The organism is Pseudomonas sihuiensis, assembly GCF_900106015.1.
GTDB classification, from domain to species: domain Bacteria; phylum Pseudomonadota; class Gammaproteobacteria; order Pseudomonadales; family Pseudomonadaceae; genus Aquipseudomonas; species Aquipseudomonas sihuiensis.
This window is the reverse complement of record NZ_LT629797.1, coordinates 4,726,660-4,741,845: the sequence shown is the minus strand read 5'-3', so window position 1 is coordinate 4,741,845 and position 15,186 is coordinate 4,726,660. Positions and strand designations below refer to the sequence as shown.

General features: G+C 64.6%; 10 protein-coding genes. All 10 read left to right on the top strand.

Translation table 11 applies throughout. From position 1 onward, the window contains the following. Positions 1-11 precede the first annotated feature (11 nt). The 10 genes from BLT86_RS22255 (at position 12) to BLT86_RS22210 (ending at position 15,144) form a co-directional block, all read left to right on the top strand. Positions 12-1,220, top strand: coding sequence for a YbfB/YjiJ family MFS transporter (locus BLT86_RS22255; RefSeq protein ID WP_017678600.1), 1,209 nt, complete (start codon positions 12-14; stop codon positions 1,218-1,220). After that, positions 1,192-2,244: an NAD(P)H-dependent flavin oxidoreductase gene (locus BLT86_RS22250; protein WP_092379678.1), complete on the top strand. Its 1,053-nt coding sequence runs from the start codon at positions 1,192-1,194 to the stop codon at positions 2,242-2,244. Before BLT86_RS22255 ends, BLT86_RS22250 begins: the two co-directional genes overlap by 29 nt. Positions 2,245-2,364: 120 nt before the next feature. Then, the gene (locus BLT86_RS22245) at positions 2,365-4,170 is read left to right on the top strand and encodes an acyl-CoA dehydrogenase (protein WP_092379676.1); all 1,806 of its coding nucleotides are present in this window, start codon (positions 2,365-2,367) and stop codon (positions 4,168-4,170) included. 161 nt (positions 4,171-4,331) lie between these two features. After that, on the top strand, positions 4,332-6,077 hold the full coding sequence (locus BLT86_RS22240) for a potassium/proton antiporter (RefSeq protein WP_074676365.1): 1,746 nt from the start codon (positions 4,332-4,334) through the stop codon (positions 6,075-6,077). A gap of 129 nt (positions 6,078-6,206) precedes the next feature. Beyond that, a complete protein-coding gene (gene mscK, locus BLT86_RS22235) occupies positions 6,207-9,557 on the top strand; it encodes a mechanosensitive channel MscK (RefSeq protein WP_092379673.1) in 3,351 nt (1,116 codons plus the stop codon). Positions 9,558-9,573: 16 nt separating this feature from the next. Further along, positions 9,574-11,037, top strand: coding sequence for a protein adenylyltransferase SelO (gene selO, locus BLT86_RS22230; protein WP_092379670.1), 1,464 nt, complete (start codon positions 9,574-9,576; stop codon positions 11,035-11,037). A gap of 158 nt (positions 11,038-11,195) precedes the next feature. Next, the gene (locus BLT86_RS22225) at positions 11,196-13,109 is read left to right on the top strand and encodes an SLC13 family permease (protein WP_330165512.1); all 1,914 of its coding nucleotides are present in this window, start codon (positions 11,196-11,198) and stop codon (positions 13,107-13,109) included. Positions 13,110-13,167: 58 nt separating this feature from the next. Then, positions 13,168-13,602 carry a thioredoxin TrxC gene (trxC, locus tag BLT86_RS22220; RefSeq protein ID WP_079784762.1) on the top strand — a complete coding sequence of 145 codons (435 nt, stop codon included), beginning with the start codon at positions 13,168-13,170 and terminating at the stop codon, positions 13,600-13,602. Positions 13,603-13,780: 178 nt separating this feature from the next. After that, the gene (locus BLT86_RS22215) at positions 13,781-14,224 is read left to right on the top strand and encodes a YiiD C-terminal domain-containing protein (protein WP_092379665.1); all 444 of its coding nucleotides are present in this window, start codon (positions 13,781-13,783) and stop codon (positions 14,222-14,224) included. 122 nt (positions 14,225-14,346) lie between these two features. Continuing rightward, positions 14,347-15,144, top strand: coding sequence for a universal stress protein (locus BLT86_RS22210; RefSeq protein ID WP_074913753.1), 798 nt, complete (start codon positions 14,347-14,349; stop codon positions 15,142-15,144). Positions 15,145-15,186 lie beyond the last annotated feature (42 nt).

Genomic DNA, 15,186 nt, shown 5'->3' with positions numbered 1-15,186 from the left:
ACGGAGACCCTATGCCCAGACTCGACCGCGCCCACCTCACGGCCCTGCTCGCCGCCGCACTGGCGCTGGTGGTCGTCCACGCGCTGGGCCGTTTCGCCTTCACCCCCTTGCTGCCACTGCTGCTCGACGACGGCCTGTTCGATCTGGCCCAAGGCGCCCAGTTGGCGACCTGGAATTATCTCGGCTATCTGCTTGGCGCCCTGCTTGCGCTGTTCATGGCCAACCCGCGCGGCCTACGCCAGGGCTTGCCGGCTGCCTTGCTGGTCAATGCCGGCCTGACCCTGGCCCAGGTGTTCACCCACGACGTCGACCTGCTGGCCGCCCTGCGCCTGGCCAACGGCGTCAGCAACGGCGTGGTCTTCGTGCTGGCCCCGGCCCTGGTGCTGGAGTGGCTTGCCCTGCGCCAGGCCACGGCGCTGAGCGGTCTGGTCTATCTGGGCTTGGGTGGCGGCATGTTGCTGTGCGGCCTGCTGGTGGCCATCACCCCATGGCAGGGACCGATGCGCTGGCTGCCGATCGCGCTGTGCGCCCTGCCTCTGGCGCTGTTTTGCGCTCCGATGCTGAGGCGCCTGGCGCGTGATCTGCCCGACAAGCCACCCGCGACCGCCCGTAGCGCATTGTTCGGCAGCCACAACCTGGCGTTGCTGATGGCCTATCTGGGAGCAGGCCTGGGTTACATCCTGCCATTGACCTTTCTGCCGGCCCTGGCTCGCGAACAGCTGCCCGCCGGCCATCCGCTACTGGTCGGCAACTGGTGGTGGACGGCGCTCGCCTGCCTGCTCTCGGCGACGCTGTGGAATCATGCCGGCGCCTGGCTGGGCGATCGTCGTGCCCTGCTGGCCAACTACCTGCTGCAACTGCTCGGCGTGACGATGCCGATCCTGCTGCCCGGTCCCTTTGGCGTCATGACCTGCGCTCTGCTGGTCGGCGGGACCTTCCTCGGCACCGTATTGCTGACCCAGCGCCTGGCCCGCGCCCTCAACCCGGACCAGGGCTTGCGCCTGGCCGCCCTGCTGATCAGTCTGTACAGCGGCAGCCAGTTGCTCGGCCCCTGGCTGGTGCAACACTGGACTGCCGCCGGCCATAGCCTCACGAGCAGCTTCCTTATCGGTACCGCGGCATTGCTCTGGGCCGTCCTGTGGGCCTGGCAGGTGTCCGAACCACGATCCCATGCTGAAATGGAGCCATCCCATGTCTCTCACCGCCCTGCTCGACACTGACCTGCCCCTGATCCAGGCGCCAATGGCCGGTTCGCAGGATCACCGCCTGGCTGCCGCCGTATGCCAGGCCGGCGGCCTCGGCTCGATTCCCTGCGCCATGCTCACGCCTGCCTCCCTGCGCCAGGAGCTACAGGCGATGCGCAGCCTGACCGAGCGCCCGTTCAATCTGAACTTCTTCAGCCATGTGCCGCCCGAGCCAGACGCGGCCCGCGAGACTGGCTGGCGCCAAGCGCTGGCGCCCTACTACGACGAGCTGGGCGTGGACCCGGCGAGCATTGCCAGCGGGCCTGGGCGCCTGCCGTTCAACGACGAAACGGCCGCACTGGTGGAGGAGTTCCGCCCTGCGGTGGTCAGCTTCCACTTCGGCCTGCCGCAGCCTGACCTGCTGGAGCGAGTACGACGCAGCGGGGCAAAGATCCTCTCCAGCGCCACCACCCTGGACGAAGCGCTGTGGCTACAGGAACGTGGCGTCGATGCGGTGATCGCCCAAGGCCTGGAAGCCGGCGGCCATCGCGGGCACTTTCTCGATTTCGACCTGAGCCGCCAACTCGGCACTTTCGCTCTGCTGCCGCAGCTGGTGGATGCACTGTCGGTGCCGGTGATCGCCGCCGGCGGCATCAGCGATGCCCGTGGCGTGGCCGCTGCCATGGCCCTAGGCGCAGCAGGTGTGCAGGTTGGTAGCGCTTATTTACTGTGCCCGGAAGCCACGACCAGCGTCCTGCACCGCGCGGCGCTGCAGAGCCCGGCGGCGCGCCACACGGCGCTGACCAACCTGTTCAGTGGGCGCCCGGCGCGCGGCATCGTCAATCGCCTGATGCGCGAGCTGGGGCCGCTGAGCACGCAGGCGCCCGCCTTCCCCCTGGCCACTGCGGCCATCGCGCCATTGCGCGCGGCGGCAGAAGCACAAGTTAGCGGGGACTTTTCGCCGTTATGGGCGGGACAGAATGTCGCCAATTGTAGAGTGATGCCGGCTGCAGAGCTGACCCATGAGCTGGGACGGGGCTTCGAAGCACATCGCGGCTGAAGCCGCTCCTACGATCCCGGGCTGGCAGGGTGGTGTGGTGCTTTATCACCGCGACTGATGATGCTGGGCAGCTGGGCGACTGACTGCCTAGACTCGGTCGATCATCTGGAGGCCCGTTCCATGTCCGAGACCCTGCTCAGCTCCCGCAACCTGGCGTTCGAACTCTATGAGGTGCTCGACGCCGAAGCCCTGACTCAGCGTCCGCGCTTCGCCGATCACAACCGCGAAACCTTCGATGCGGCGATCAGCACCGCGCGCGGTATCGCCGAGGAGCTGTTCGCCCCGCACAACCGCAAGAGCGACGAGCACGAGCCGCAGTACGTCGATGGCGCCGCGGTGCTGATCCCGGAAGTCGAACCGGCCCTGCGTGCCTTCCACGAAGCCGGCTTTCTCAACGCCACCCGCGATTTCGAGCACGGCGGCATGCAACTGCCCAACCTGCTGTCGCAGGCCTGCTTCGCCCACTTCCAGTCGGCCAACATCGCCACCAGCTCCTATTCGATGCTGACCATGGGCGTGGCCAACCTGATCGAGGCCTTCGGCAACCAGGAGCAAAAAGACCGCTACCTGCAGCCGATCATTGACGGTCGCTTCTTCGGCACCATGGCGTTGACCGAGCCGCACGCCGGCTCTTCGCTCTCGGACATTCGCACCAAGGCCGAACCACACGCCGATGGCAGCTACCGCATCAAGGGCAACAAGATCTTCATCTCCGGCGGCGACCAGCCGATTTCCGAGAACATCGTGCACATGGTGCTGGCCAAGCTGCCGGACGCACCGCCCGGGGTGAAGGGCATCAGCCTGCTCCTGGTGCCCAAGTTCCACGTCAACGACGACGGCTCGCTAGGCGCGCGCAACGACGTGACCCTGGCCGGCCTGTTCCACAAGATGGGCTGGCGCGGCACCACCTCCACTGCGCTCAACTTCGGCGACAACGGCGAGTGCGTCGGCTACCTGGTGGGCAAGCCGCATGCCGGCCTGTCCTACATGTTCCAGATGATGAACGAGGCGCGCATCGGCGTCGGCATGGGCGCGATCATGCTCGGCTACGCCGGCTACCTCTACTCGCTGGACTATGCGCGCAACCGCCCGCAGGGCCGCCAGCCGGACGGCAAGGACCCGAGCAGCCCGCAGATTTCCATCGTCGAGCACGCCGACGTGCGGCGCATGCTGCTGACGCAGAAAGCCTATGTCGAGGGCGCCTTCGACCTCGGCCTGTATGCCGCACGCCTGTTCGACGATACCCACACCCTGGAAACCGCGGAGCAGCGCCAGCAGGCGCTGGAGCTACTCGACCTGCTCACGCCCATCGTCAAATCCTGGCCCTCGGAGTTCTGCCTCAAGGCCAACGAGCTGGCCATCCAGATCCTCGGCGGCCACGGCTATACCCGCGAATACCCGGTGGAGCAGTACTACCGCGACAACCGCCTCAACCCGATCCACGAAGGTACCCACGGTATCCAGTCGCTCGATCTGCTCGGGCGCAAGGTTTCGCAAAACGGCGGCGCCGCGCTCAAGCAGCTGCTCAAGCTGATCAACGACTGCTGCCAGCGCGCCAGCGAGCACGAATCGCTCACTGCCCTGCGCCAGCCGCTGGAGCAATTGCTGGCTCGCCTGCAAGCGGTGACCCTGGCGCTACTGGGCGATCTGATGAGCGGCAAGATCAACCAGGCGCTGGCCAACTCGGCGCTGTATCTGAAGGTGTTCGGTCACATGGTGATCGGCTGGCGCTGGCTGGAGCAGGCGATTCGCGCCGAGCAGGGCCTGGCCCGCACGGACAATGCTGAGGAGCAGGCCTTCTACCGCGGCAAGCTGCAAGCCGCGCGCTACTTTCTGACCTGGGAAGTGCCAAGCTGCCATCACGACCTGGCCATTCTCGAAGCCCGCGACGATACCTGCCTGGGCATGCAGGACACCTGGTTCTGAAGCTGAGCCAAAGGCCCCGGGCGACCCAGTACGGGGCGCTTCGGGGCCATTTAGAAAAATGTAATAACCTTTTTGACAGCGGTAGGAAGGCTACGGTTAGAATCCCTGGCACGCGCCATGCATAGCGGCGCCCCACGTTTCCCAGCCAGGAGTACGCGCAGTTGGATGCCAGCGCCATCAATAATCTGTTCTTGATCGGCGCATTGCTGGTAGCGGTCAGTATTCTGGTCAGCGCGTTCGGGACGCGTTTTGGCATCCCCATTCTGGTGATCTTCCTCGGTGTCGGCATGTTGGCTGGCACTGATGGCCCCGGCGGCATCGTCTTCGACAACTATCCCCTGGCCTACCTGGTCGGCAACCTGGCGCTGGCGGTGATCCTGCTCGACGGCGGTATGCGCACCCGGGTTTCCAGCTTCCGCGTGGCCTTGTGGCCCTCGCTCTCATTGGCGACGTTGGGGGTGGTGATAACCGCGGGCCTGACCGGTCTGGCCGCCGCTTGGCTGTTCAACCTGACCCTGCTGGAAGGCCTGCTGATCGGCGCCATCGTCGGCTCCACCGATGCTGCTGCGGTGTTCTCCCTGCTCGGCGGACGCGGCCTCAACGAGCGGGTCAGCTCCACGCTGGAAATCGAGTCGGGTAGCAACGACCCGATGGCGGTGTTCCTCACCGTTTCCCTGATCGCCATGCTCGCGAGCGGCCAGACCGGCTTCAGCTGGGATCTGCCGATTCAACTGGTGCAGCAATTCGGCCTGGGTGCCCTGCTGGGCCTGGGCGGGGGCTGGCTGCTGCTCAAGCTGGTCAATCGCATGGAACTGGCCGCGGGTCTCTACTCGCTACTGGTGGTCAGCGGCGGCCTGATCATCTTCGCCATCACCACCGCCGTGGGCGGCAGCGGCATCCTGGCTATCTACCTGTGCGGGCTGTTGCTGGGCAACCGGCCGATACGCTCGCGCCACGGCATTCTGCACATGCTCGATGGCCTCACCTGGCTGGCGCAAATCGGCATGTTCCTGGTCCTCGGCCTGCTGATCACGCCGCACGAGCTGCTGCCCATCGCCCTGCCGGCCCTGGCCCTAGCGCTGTGGATGATCCTCTTCGCGCGACCGCTGTCGATCTTCCTCGGCCTGCTGCCGTTCCGTGCCTTCCATGACCGCGAGCGAATTTTCATCGCCTGGGTTGGCTTGCGCGGCGCCGTGCCGATCATCCTCGCGGTGTTCCCGCTGATGGCCGGCCTGCCCAATGCGCAGCTGTTCTTCAACGTGGCGTTCTTCATCGTGATCATCTCCCTGCTGCTGCAGGGCACCAGCCTGCCGCTGGCCGCCAAGCTGATGCGCGTCACCGTACCGCCAGAGCCAGTCCCCGTGTCACGCGCCGGCCTGGAAGTACACCCGACCAGCCAGTGGGAGCTGTTCGTCTATCGACTCGGCGCGGAAAAATGGTGCATCGGCGCGGCCCTGCGTGAGCTGAAAATGCCCGAGGGCACCCGCATCGCCGCGCTGTTCCGTGGCCGTGACCTGCTTCACCCCTCCGGCAGTACCCGCCTGGAAGCAGGGGATCTGCTCTGCGTGATCGGCCACGAGCACGACCTGCCGGCCCTTGGCAAGCTGTTCAGCCAGGCACCCAAGCGGGGTCAGGACCTGCGCTTCTTCGGTGATTTCGTGCTGGAAGGCGACGCCGAACTGAGCGCGGTTGCCTCGCTCTACGGCCTCAAGCTGGATGAGGTGGAGGGCAATCAGCCGCTGGGCCGCTTCATCGCTCACGAAATCGGTGGCGAACCGGTAGTGGGTGACCAAGTGGAATGGCAGGGCCTGACCTGGACGGTCGCGGCCATGGAGGGGAACAAGGTGCGTAAAGTCGGCGTCAGATTCCCAGAAGGCACACGCCCTGGCCCCGGGCTGCACTTCTAGCAAGCAGTTGAAAACTACCTGCCAGGACTCTGCTAGCATCAGCATCACGCGCGGGCCACAAGGGCCCGCGTCTTCGTTGTGCCGCAGGTATTCTCCATCGTTGCCGTTCACTCAGTAGATCAATCGACCATGCATCTGTCGCGCCTTTCCCTAGCAGCCGTTCTGTTTGCCCTGTTCATCGGCATCCCACCCGTGTTCGCCGAAGAACCACCGACGGCAGAGAGCGTGCAGCAGAGCCTGGACAGCCTGGCTGATCGCAAGCTGCCGGAAGCCGAGCAACTGGCGCTCAAGCAGACCCTCGAACAAACGCTGCGCATGCTGCGGGACCGGCAAACCGCCGACCAGCGCCTCAACGACTTGCGCAAACAACTGGACGAGGCGCCACGCCTGATCAGCGAAGCACAGCGTGAACTGGACAAGCTCAAGGCCAGCCCAGAACAGCAGATCGCCGAGCGCCACGCACGAACCTCGCTCGCTCAGCTCGAGCAACTACTGAGCGAGCGCTCCACTCAGCTCAGCGAATGGAACAAGGCAATCATCGAGGCCAACAGCCTGGTGATCACCGCACAGACCCGGCCGGAGCGCGCCCAGGCGGAGATCAGCCAGAACCAGACACGCAGCCAGCTGATCAACGACGGCCTCAAGAGCGGTCGCTTCGATGGCAAGGCGTTGACTCAGGAACGCCGCAATCAACTCAATGCAGAGCTCTCGTTGCTTGCGGCGCAAACCCAGCTGCGCCGCCAGGAACTGGCCGGCAACAGCCTGCTGCAGGACCTCGGCAGCGCACAGCGGGCCCTGTTCGAGGAGCGCATCAATCGTGCGGAGCAGGAACGCCAGGCACTGCAAAGCCTGATCAACGAACGCCGCCGCGCAGAATCGGAACAGACCGTCGCCGAGCAATCGCGTGAGGCCGAGCGCGCCAGTTCGGACAAACTGCTGGCCCGGGAAAGTACGCTCAACCTCAAGCTCTCCGATTACCTGCTGCGCGCGACAGATCGCCTCAATGGACTGACCGAGCAGAACCTGCAAACCCGCCAGCAGCTGGACAACCTCAACCAGGCCAACCAGGCGCTCGATGAGCAGATCCGGGTGCTGCAAGGCAGCCTGCTGCTGTCGAGGGTGCTCTACCAGCAGAAGCAAGCGCTACCGAAGCTGAAACTCGAAGAGGGCTCACTCGCCAACGAGATCGCCGATATTCGCCTCTACCAGTTCGAGCTGAACAAGCAGCGTGAGGAGATCAGCGACCCCGCCCGCTATGTGGACAATCTGCTCAGCGGCCAACCGAGCGAGGAGGTCACCCCGGCACTGCGCAGCGCGCTGCGCGACCAGCTCAATACCCGGCGTGAATTGCTCGATCGCCTCAACCGCTCGCTGAATGCGCTGCTCAACGAGTCGATCACCCTGCAGCTCAATCAGAAGGAGCTGGAAAACACGGCCAGCAGCCTGCGCGCCACCATCGACGAGCAGATGTTCTGGATTCCCAGCAACAAGCCACTCGATCTGGACTGGCTGAAATCGGCACCGCGTCGTCTCGAGCAGCAACTGGCCAACATGCCCTGGGGCCTGGCCATCAGCGAGCTCGGCGCCGGCCTGTTCGAGCGCCCGCTGGTGTTCCTGCCGCTGATTCTGCTTTGCGCCCTGATCCTCTGGCGGCGCCAGTACCTGTTCAGCAAGCTCGGCGCGCTGCATGGCGACATTGGTCATTACAAGCACGACAGCCAGCTGCACACGCCCATGGCGCTGGGGCTCAACATCATCCTGGCGTTGCCGGTAACGCTGTTCCTGGCACTGTGCGGCTACGCCCTGCTGCATGATGCACGCGGGCAGAACCTCTACCTGGGCGCCGCGCTCTACGAGATGGCCGAGGCCTGGCTGGTGTTCTACACCCTGCACCGGATTCTCTCCCCGGATGGCGTGGCCATCCTGCACTTCCACTGGCCACCGGCCAACGTCGCCTTCTTCCGTCAGCACCTGCGTCGCCTGGGGCTGGTGGTGATGGCCCTGGTGGCCGTGGTGAGCATTGCCGAGCACCAGCCGGCGAGCCTGGCCGGCGACGTGATCGGCATCATCGTGGTGCTGAGCTGCTATGCCCTGATGGCCTGGCTGCTGTTCCACCTGCTGTTCAGCGCACCACTGCGCGAGAACACCTCGGGGCTGCGCACCGGCGTCGGCGTGCTGTTCAACCTGCTGCCGCTGGCGCTGATCGGCGCAGTCGCCTTCGGCTATTACTACACCGCACTCAAGCTCACCGACCGGCTGATCGACACCCTGTACCTGCTGATCATCCTGCTGATCGTCGAAGCCACGCTGGTACGCGGTCTGAGTGTGGCGGCACGGCGCCTGGCCTATCAGCGCGCCCTGGCCAAACGCCAGGCGCAGAGCAAGGAAAGCCTGGATGGCGAAGCACCGGTGGAAGAGCCCACTCTGGACATCGAGCAGGTCAACCAGCAGTCCCTGCGCCTGATCCGCCTGGCCCTGCTCGGCGGTTTCCTGGTCTGCCTGTACGCGGTCTGGGCCGATCTGATCGGCGTATTCACCTACCTCGACACGGTCACTCTCTACGAATACAGCAGCGGCTCCGGGGACAGCGCGACGTTGGTGCCCATCAGCCTGATGGACGTGATCGGTGCACTGATCATCGTCGCCATCACCGTGGCCCTGGCCCGCAACCTGCCCGGCCTGCTTGAGGTACTGGTGCTGTCACGCATGCGCCTGGCGCAGGGCAGCGCCTATGCCACCACCACCCTGCTGTCCTATGCGCTGGTGGCCATCGGCATCGTCACCACGCTGTCGACGCTGGGGGTGAGCTGGGACAAGTTGCAGTGGCTGGTGGCGGCGCTATCGGTCGGCCTGGGCTTCGGCCTGCAGGAAATCTTCGCCAACTTCATCTCCGGCCTGATCATCCTGTTCGAGCGCCCGGTGCGTATTGGTGACGTGGTGACCATCGGTAACCTCTCCGGCACGGTGAGCAAGATCCGCATCCGCGCCACCACCATCACCGATTTCGACCACAAGGAAATCATCGTTCCGAACAAGACCTTCATCACCGGCCAATTGATCAACTGGTCGCTGAGCGACACGGTTACCCGCGTCACCCTCAAGGTCGGCGTCGGTTATGGTTCGGACCTCGACCTGGTGCGCAAGCTGCTGCTGCAGGCCGCGCAGGAAAACCCGCGAGTGCTCAAGGAGCCGGCGCCCATCGTCTACTTCCTTAATTTTGGCGAGAGTACCCTCGACCACGAGCTGCGTATCCACGTGCGCGACCTCGGCGACCGCAACCCGGCCACCGACGAAATCAACCGCTTCATCGACCGCGAGTTCCCGAAGAACGGCATCAACATCGCCTTCCGCCAGGTCGAGGTGTACGTGAAGAATCTCGAGCATGGCGAGCAGAAGCTCGACCAGAAGAGTCTGGCCAAGGCCGCCGCCGCAGGAGCCGCCGGGGTGCAGCAAACACCCCAGCCGCCCACAACGCCCTAAGCAGTCAGGAGCCCAGGTGAAAAATCTCGACACGCTGACCTTCGACAACCGCTTCGCCCGCCTTGGTGATGCCTTCTCCACCGAGGTGCTGCCCGAACCCATCGAGCAGCCACGCCTGGTGGTGGCGAGCGAGGCGGCCATGGCCCTGCTCGATCTCAACCCTGCAGAGGCACAGCGCTCCGAGTTCGCCGAACTGTTCGCCGGGCACAAGCTGTGGGAAGAGGCCGAACCTCGCGCCATGGTCTATTCCGGCCACCAGTTCGGTGGCTACACCCCGCGCCTGGGCGATGGTCGCGGCCTGCTGCTCGGCGAAGTGGTCAACCAGAACGGCGAGCATTGGGATCTGCACCTCAAAGGCGCCGGTATGACGCCTTACTCGCGCATGGGCGATGGCCGCGCGGTGCTGCGCAGCTCGATCCGCGAGTTTCTCGCCAGCGAACACCTGCACGCCCTCGGTATCCCCAGCTCGCGCGCGCTATGCGTGACAGGATCGAGCACGCCGGTGTGGCGCGAGAAGCAGGAAAGCGCGGCCATGGTGCTGCGCCTGGCGCAGAGCCACGTGCGTTTCGGCCACTTCGAATACTTCTACTACACGCGCCAGCACGAGCACCTGAAAACGCTCGGCGAACACGTCATGGCCTGCCACTTCCCGCAGTGCCTGGAACAGGACGAACCCTGGCTGGCGCTGTTGCGCGAAGTGATCGAACGCACCGCCGCGATGATCGCCTACTGGCAGGCCTATGGCTTCTGCCATGGCGTGATGAACACCGACAACATGTCGATCCTCGGCATCACCTTCGACTACGGCCCTTACGCCTTCCTCGACGATTTCGACGCCAACCACATCTGCAACCATTCCGACGACACCGGCCGCTACAGCTTCAGCAATCAGGTGCCCATCGCTCACTGGAACCTCGCCGCACTGGCCCAGGCGCTGACGCCCTTCGCCGCGGTCGAACACTTGCGCGAGGCCTTGGAGTTGTTCCTGCCGCTGTACCAAGCGCACTACCTCGACCTAATGCGCAAGCGCCTGGGTTTCACCAGCGCCGAGGATGAGGACGAAGCGCTGATCCAGCGGCTGCTGCAATTGATGCAGCAGGGCAGGGCCACCGACTACACCCTGTTCTTCCGTCGCCTGGGCGAGCAGGCGCCTGCCGAGGCGCTGAACATCGTGCGCGAGGATTTCGTCGACCTCGCCGGCTTCGACGCCTGGAGCCGCGACTACCTGGCCCGTTGCGAACGCGAAGGCGGCGAACAGGCCGAACGCCAGGTGCGCATGCATTCGGTCAATCCCAAGTACATCCTGCGCAACTACCTGGCGCAGCAGGCCATCGAAGCCGCCGAACAGGGCGACTATGGCCCGGTACGTGAGCTGCACGCGGTGCTGTCACGACCGTTCGACGAACAACCGGACATGCAGCGCTATGCCGAACGCCCGCCGGAGTGGGGCAAGCACCTGGAGATCAGCTGTTCGTCGTAAGTGGTAGCGCTTTGGCCCTGTTCGTGGCGGCCCACAGACTCTGGCCAGACCTCTCGACAGCGCTTATCTGTTAAATCGAAAAGGCATATCAATCTGCCCAAACATTCTTAGACTATCTAAAAGAACCCCTCTATCTTGGCGCCCTGCCAGGCCGCCCAGTGCGTGCCCGATACCTCACACGAGATTCGACGCAAAGAATCTGTCCCCGATCCCGCTGGCCAAGACCTGCTGCCAAACAGCCAGGCCACCCAGCGGATCAGCGGCCGGTTCTAAGGATTTTCATGCTCTGGGACTCCCTGCCTCTGCTGTTTGTCGGCGCCCTGCTGATCTGGGTGCTCTATGCCTTCGTCCGCGAAAAGTGGAGCCCGGACATCGTCGCCGCCATCGCCGTGGCCGCCTTGCTGGTCAGCCAGCTGCTGACGCCAGGCGAAGTGCTAAGCGTGCTGTCCAACTCAGCCCCCGTGACCATCGCCTGCATGTTCGTGCTCTCCGCTGCGCTGGAGCGTACCGGCTGCATCGACGCCCTCGGCAATTGGCTGGGCAATCTGGTCGGCACCAGCCCGATTCGCGTGCTCACCGGCCTCACCGTCACCGCGCTGGTGGTATCGGCCTGCCTGAACAACACGCCAGTGGTGGCCATCCTCACCCCGGTGGCCATCGCCTTGGCGCGCCGCGCCGGCACTCTGCCGTCGAAACTGCTGATCCCACTGTCCTACGCCACCATTCTCGGCGGCACCCTGACCATGATCGGCACCTCGACCAACATCCTGGTCGACGGTGTCGCACGCAAGGCGGGCATGGCGCCCTTTGGCATCTTCGAGATCACCGGCGTCGGCCTGATCATGGCCGCCTTTGGCATGCTCTACCTGCTGACCGTAGGCCGCCACCTGCTGCCAGAACGCGAGACCCTGTCGCGCCAGCTGCGCCCGGATCTGTCGCGCACCTTCATGACCGAACTGCTGGTACCGCACGACTCACCGATGATCGGCAAGACCCTGCACGAAGCCAACCTCAATGGCGGCAGCGGCCTGCAGGTGCTCAAGCTGTTCCGTGAAGAGCAGGAACTGACCGAACCCGGCGCCGAAACCCTGCTCTCCAGTGGCGACCGCCTGGTGCTGCACGGCCAGGTCAAGGATGTGGTGGAGCTGCGTGAGAGCGGCCACCTGAGCTTCAACCGCGGTGACGCCTTCGAGACCATCAGCAGCCACGACGTAATCCTCGCCGAGGCCATCGTCGGGCGTAACTCGCGCTACAGCCACCGCCCGATGCGCGACCTGGACCTCACCGCGCGCTACGGTATCGCCGTGCTCGCCGTGCACCGCCAGGACGAGAACGTGCAGGGCAACCTCGATGATTTCGAGCTGCAATTCGGCGACGTGATGCTGGTCGAAGGCACACCGGCGCAGATCAAACGCTTCGCCGACAACGGCGAGCTGATCAGCCTCAACGCCGTGCAGGAGCGCGCCTTCCGCCGCGACAAGGCGCCCATCGCGATTCTCTCCACCCTGGCCGTGATGTTGCTGGCCGCCTTTGGCGTGATGCCCATCGAAGGCCTGGCGATCATCGGCGCAGTCACCGTGCTGGCGACCCGTTGCCTGGATGTGGAAGACGCCTACAAGGCGGTGGACTGGAAAATTCTCAGCCTGATCTTCGGCATGCTGGCGATCAGCATCGCCATGGACAAGGTTGGCCTGGTCAAGCTGCTGGTGGAAAACGTCATGGGCTGGCTGCCCTGGGCCGGGCCGTTGCTGATGCTGAGCTTTATCTACCTGTTCACGTCCATCCTTACCGAAATGCTGTCGAACAACGCCGTGGCCGTGCTGATCACCCCCATCGCCATCGGCATGGCCCAACATCTGGGCGTGGACCCACGCGCCTTCGTGGTCGCAGTGATGTTCGCCGCCAGTGCCAGCTTCGCCACGCCCATCGGCTACCAGACCAACACCTTCGTCTACAACGCCGGTGGCTACCGCTTTACCGACTTCATGAAGATCGGTATTCCCCTGAACCTGCTGCTGTGGGGCGTAGCCACCCTGGTCATCCCCTGGTTCTTCCCGCTGACCCCGCTCTGACTTGATATCCGCAGGCGCTGGCTCCATTTAAGGCACATGACTCACGGAGCCTCGCCTCATGTCCGATCCGCTGCTGATTCCCTGCCCGCACTGCAACGGGCTCAACCGCATTCCCGCCGAGCGTCTGCACGACGCCCCACGCTGCGGCCGCTGCAAGAGTGAAGTGCTGCCCGCTGCGCCCATCACGCTCACCCAAGCCAACTTCGCCAGTCAGTTGAAGGGCGACCTGCCATTGCTGGTGGATGTCTGGGCCAGTTGGTGCGGTCCCTGCCAGGCCTTCGCCCCGACCTTCCAGCAGGCAGCCGCACAGCTGCAGGGACGCTGCCGCCTGGGCAAGCTCGACAGCGAGGCCAACCAGAACCTGGCCGGGCAACTGGGCATCCGTTCCATTCCCAGCCTGATCCTGTTCAAGGGCGGCGTCGAAGTCGCCCGCCAGAGCGGCGCCATGCCGCTGCCGCAACTGCAGGCCTGGCTGCGCCAGCAGGGCATTTAGGATGCACTGTAGCCCGGATGCGATCCGGGGATAGCCGTTACGCGATTTCCCGGATTGCATCCGGGCTACGTGCCTGGGGCGCTTGAGTGCTTCGGTCAGTCGCCACGGGCGCTGCGGTCAATTGCAGCGCGCCAACCGCCCCTTAGTCTGGCAAAACGTCCGCTCAAGGAGTTTCGCCATGCCGCTGCCCGTGGAAATCGCTCGTCAGCTCACCGAAGAACAGATCGCCTTCGTCAAACGCAGCGGCCTCAAAGCCGAAGTGCTGGAGCCAGGATTCGTACGCCTGCGCATGCCCCTGCAAGGCAACCAGAACCATATCGGCAGCATGTACGCCGGCGCCTTGTTCACCCTGGCCGAAATTCCCGGCGGCGCGCTGTTTCTGACCAGCTTCGACGCCCAGCGCTTCTATCCCATCATCAAGGAAATGAACCTGAGCTTTCGCCGCCCGGCCACGGGCGACATTCAGGTCGAGGCGCGCCTCTCGGCCGAGGAAATCGCCCATCTGGAAGAACAGGCCAACCAGCAGGGCAAGGCCGACTATCTGCTGGAGCTGCAACTGACCGACGGCAGCGGCGAAGTGGTCGCAGAAAGTCGCGGGTACTACCAATTGCGTTTACGCTGAACGGTGCCGCTGCCTGCATTCGCAATCGGTAACAGTCCCCGACCTTGCCATAGGTCAAAAGAGCGGCTATCTGAACAGGCACAATAAAATTGCCGAGGGGTATCGGCAGGAGAGCCGTCACCATGTTCAAGCACATTCTTATCGCCCATGACCTGCGCGACACCGCTGACATGGCGTTATGCCGCGCCACGCAGTTGGCCCAGCAGCACAACGCCCGACTGAGCATCCTGCACGTGCTCGACCCTAGCCAGAGCAGCGAACAGCACGAAAAGGCGCGCCAAGCGCTGGATCGCAGCCTGACCCGATACGCCCCTCCCGGCACTGAACTGCGCATGCTCAGCGGCAAACCTTCGGAAGTGGTGCTGCAACAGGTTCAGGACAGCGGCTGCGACCTGCTGGTGCTGGGCGGGCACCACCAGCGTCATGACTTTTTCTCCGGCACCAGCCTCGATCGCATCGCCCGCCGCTGCACCGTGCCGCTGCTGCTGGTAGCGCGCAACGACGCCCAGCCTTATAAGAGGGCGCTGGCCGCCATCGACTTCTCCCTGTGCGCCTGCAGTGCCCTCGGCCAGGCCTATCGCCTGCTGCCCGGCGATGCCGAGCTGCACGCCCTGCACGTATTCGAACCGGACAAGGGCACGCCGCAGCAGGTGGAACTGCAACTGCAGACCCAGCGCGGCCTGATCGATCAGCTATTGCAGGACGAAGCGCAAAGCCTGCCGCCTGGCGGCCCGAAGCTCAGCCACGACGTGCTGCAGGGCGGCATCCTGCGCAGCCTGCAAGAGCAGATCAAGACGCGTCGAGCAGAACTGCTGGTGCTCGGCAGCCACGGCCGCAGCGCCTTTTCTCAAGCCTTGCTGGGCAGCCTGGCGCAGCATTTCCTGCACAAGGCGCCTTGCGACGTGTTCGTGGTGCGCTAACGAACAAGGCGCCCGCGGGCGCCTTGTTTTATCGTTGACAGT

Bases quoted from the DNA above. Each gene is read 5' to 3' on its own strand.
- BLT86_RS22250 (WP_092379678.1), top strand. From the start codon at position 1,192: ATGTCTCTCACCGCCCTGCTCGACACTGACCTGCCCCTGATCCAGGCG.
- trxC (WP_079784762.1), top strand. From the start codon at position 13,168: ATGTCCGATCCGCTGCTGATTCCCTGCCCGCACTGCAACGGGCTCAAC.
- BLT86_RS22255 (WP_017678600.1), top strand. From the start codon at position 12: ATGCCCAGACTCGACCGCGCCCACCTCACGGCCCTGCTCGCCGCCGCA.
- mscK (WP_092379673.1), top strand. From the start codon at position 6,207: ATGCATCTGTCGCGCCTTTCCCTAGCAGCCGTTCTGTTTGCCCTGTTC.
- BLT86_RS22210 (WP_074913753.1), top strand. From the start codon at position 14,347: ATGTTCAAGCACATTCTTATCGCCCATGACCTGCGCGACACCGCTGAC.
- BLT86_RS22215 (WP_092379665.1), top strand. From the start codon at position 13,781: ATGCCGCTGCCCGTGGAAATCGCTCGTCAGCTCACCGAAGAACAGATC.
- BLT86_RS22245 (WP_092379676.1), top strand. From the start codon at position 2,365: ATGTCCGAGACCCTGCTCAGCTCCCGCAACCTGGCGTTCGAACTCTAT.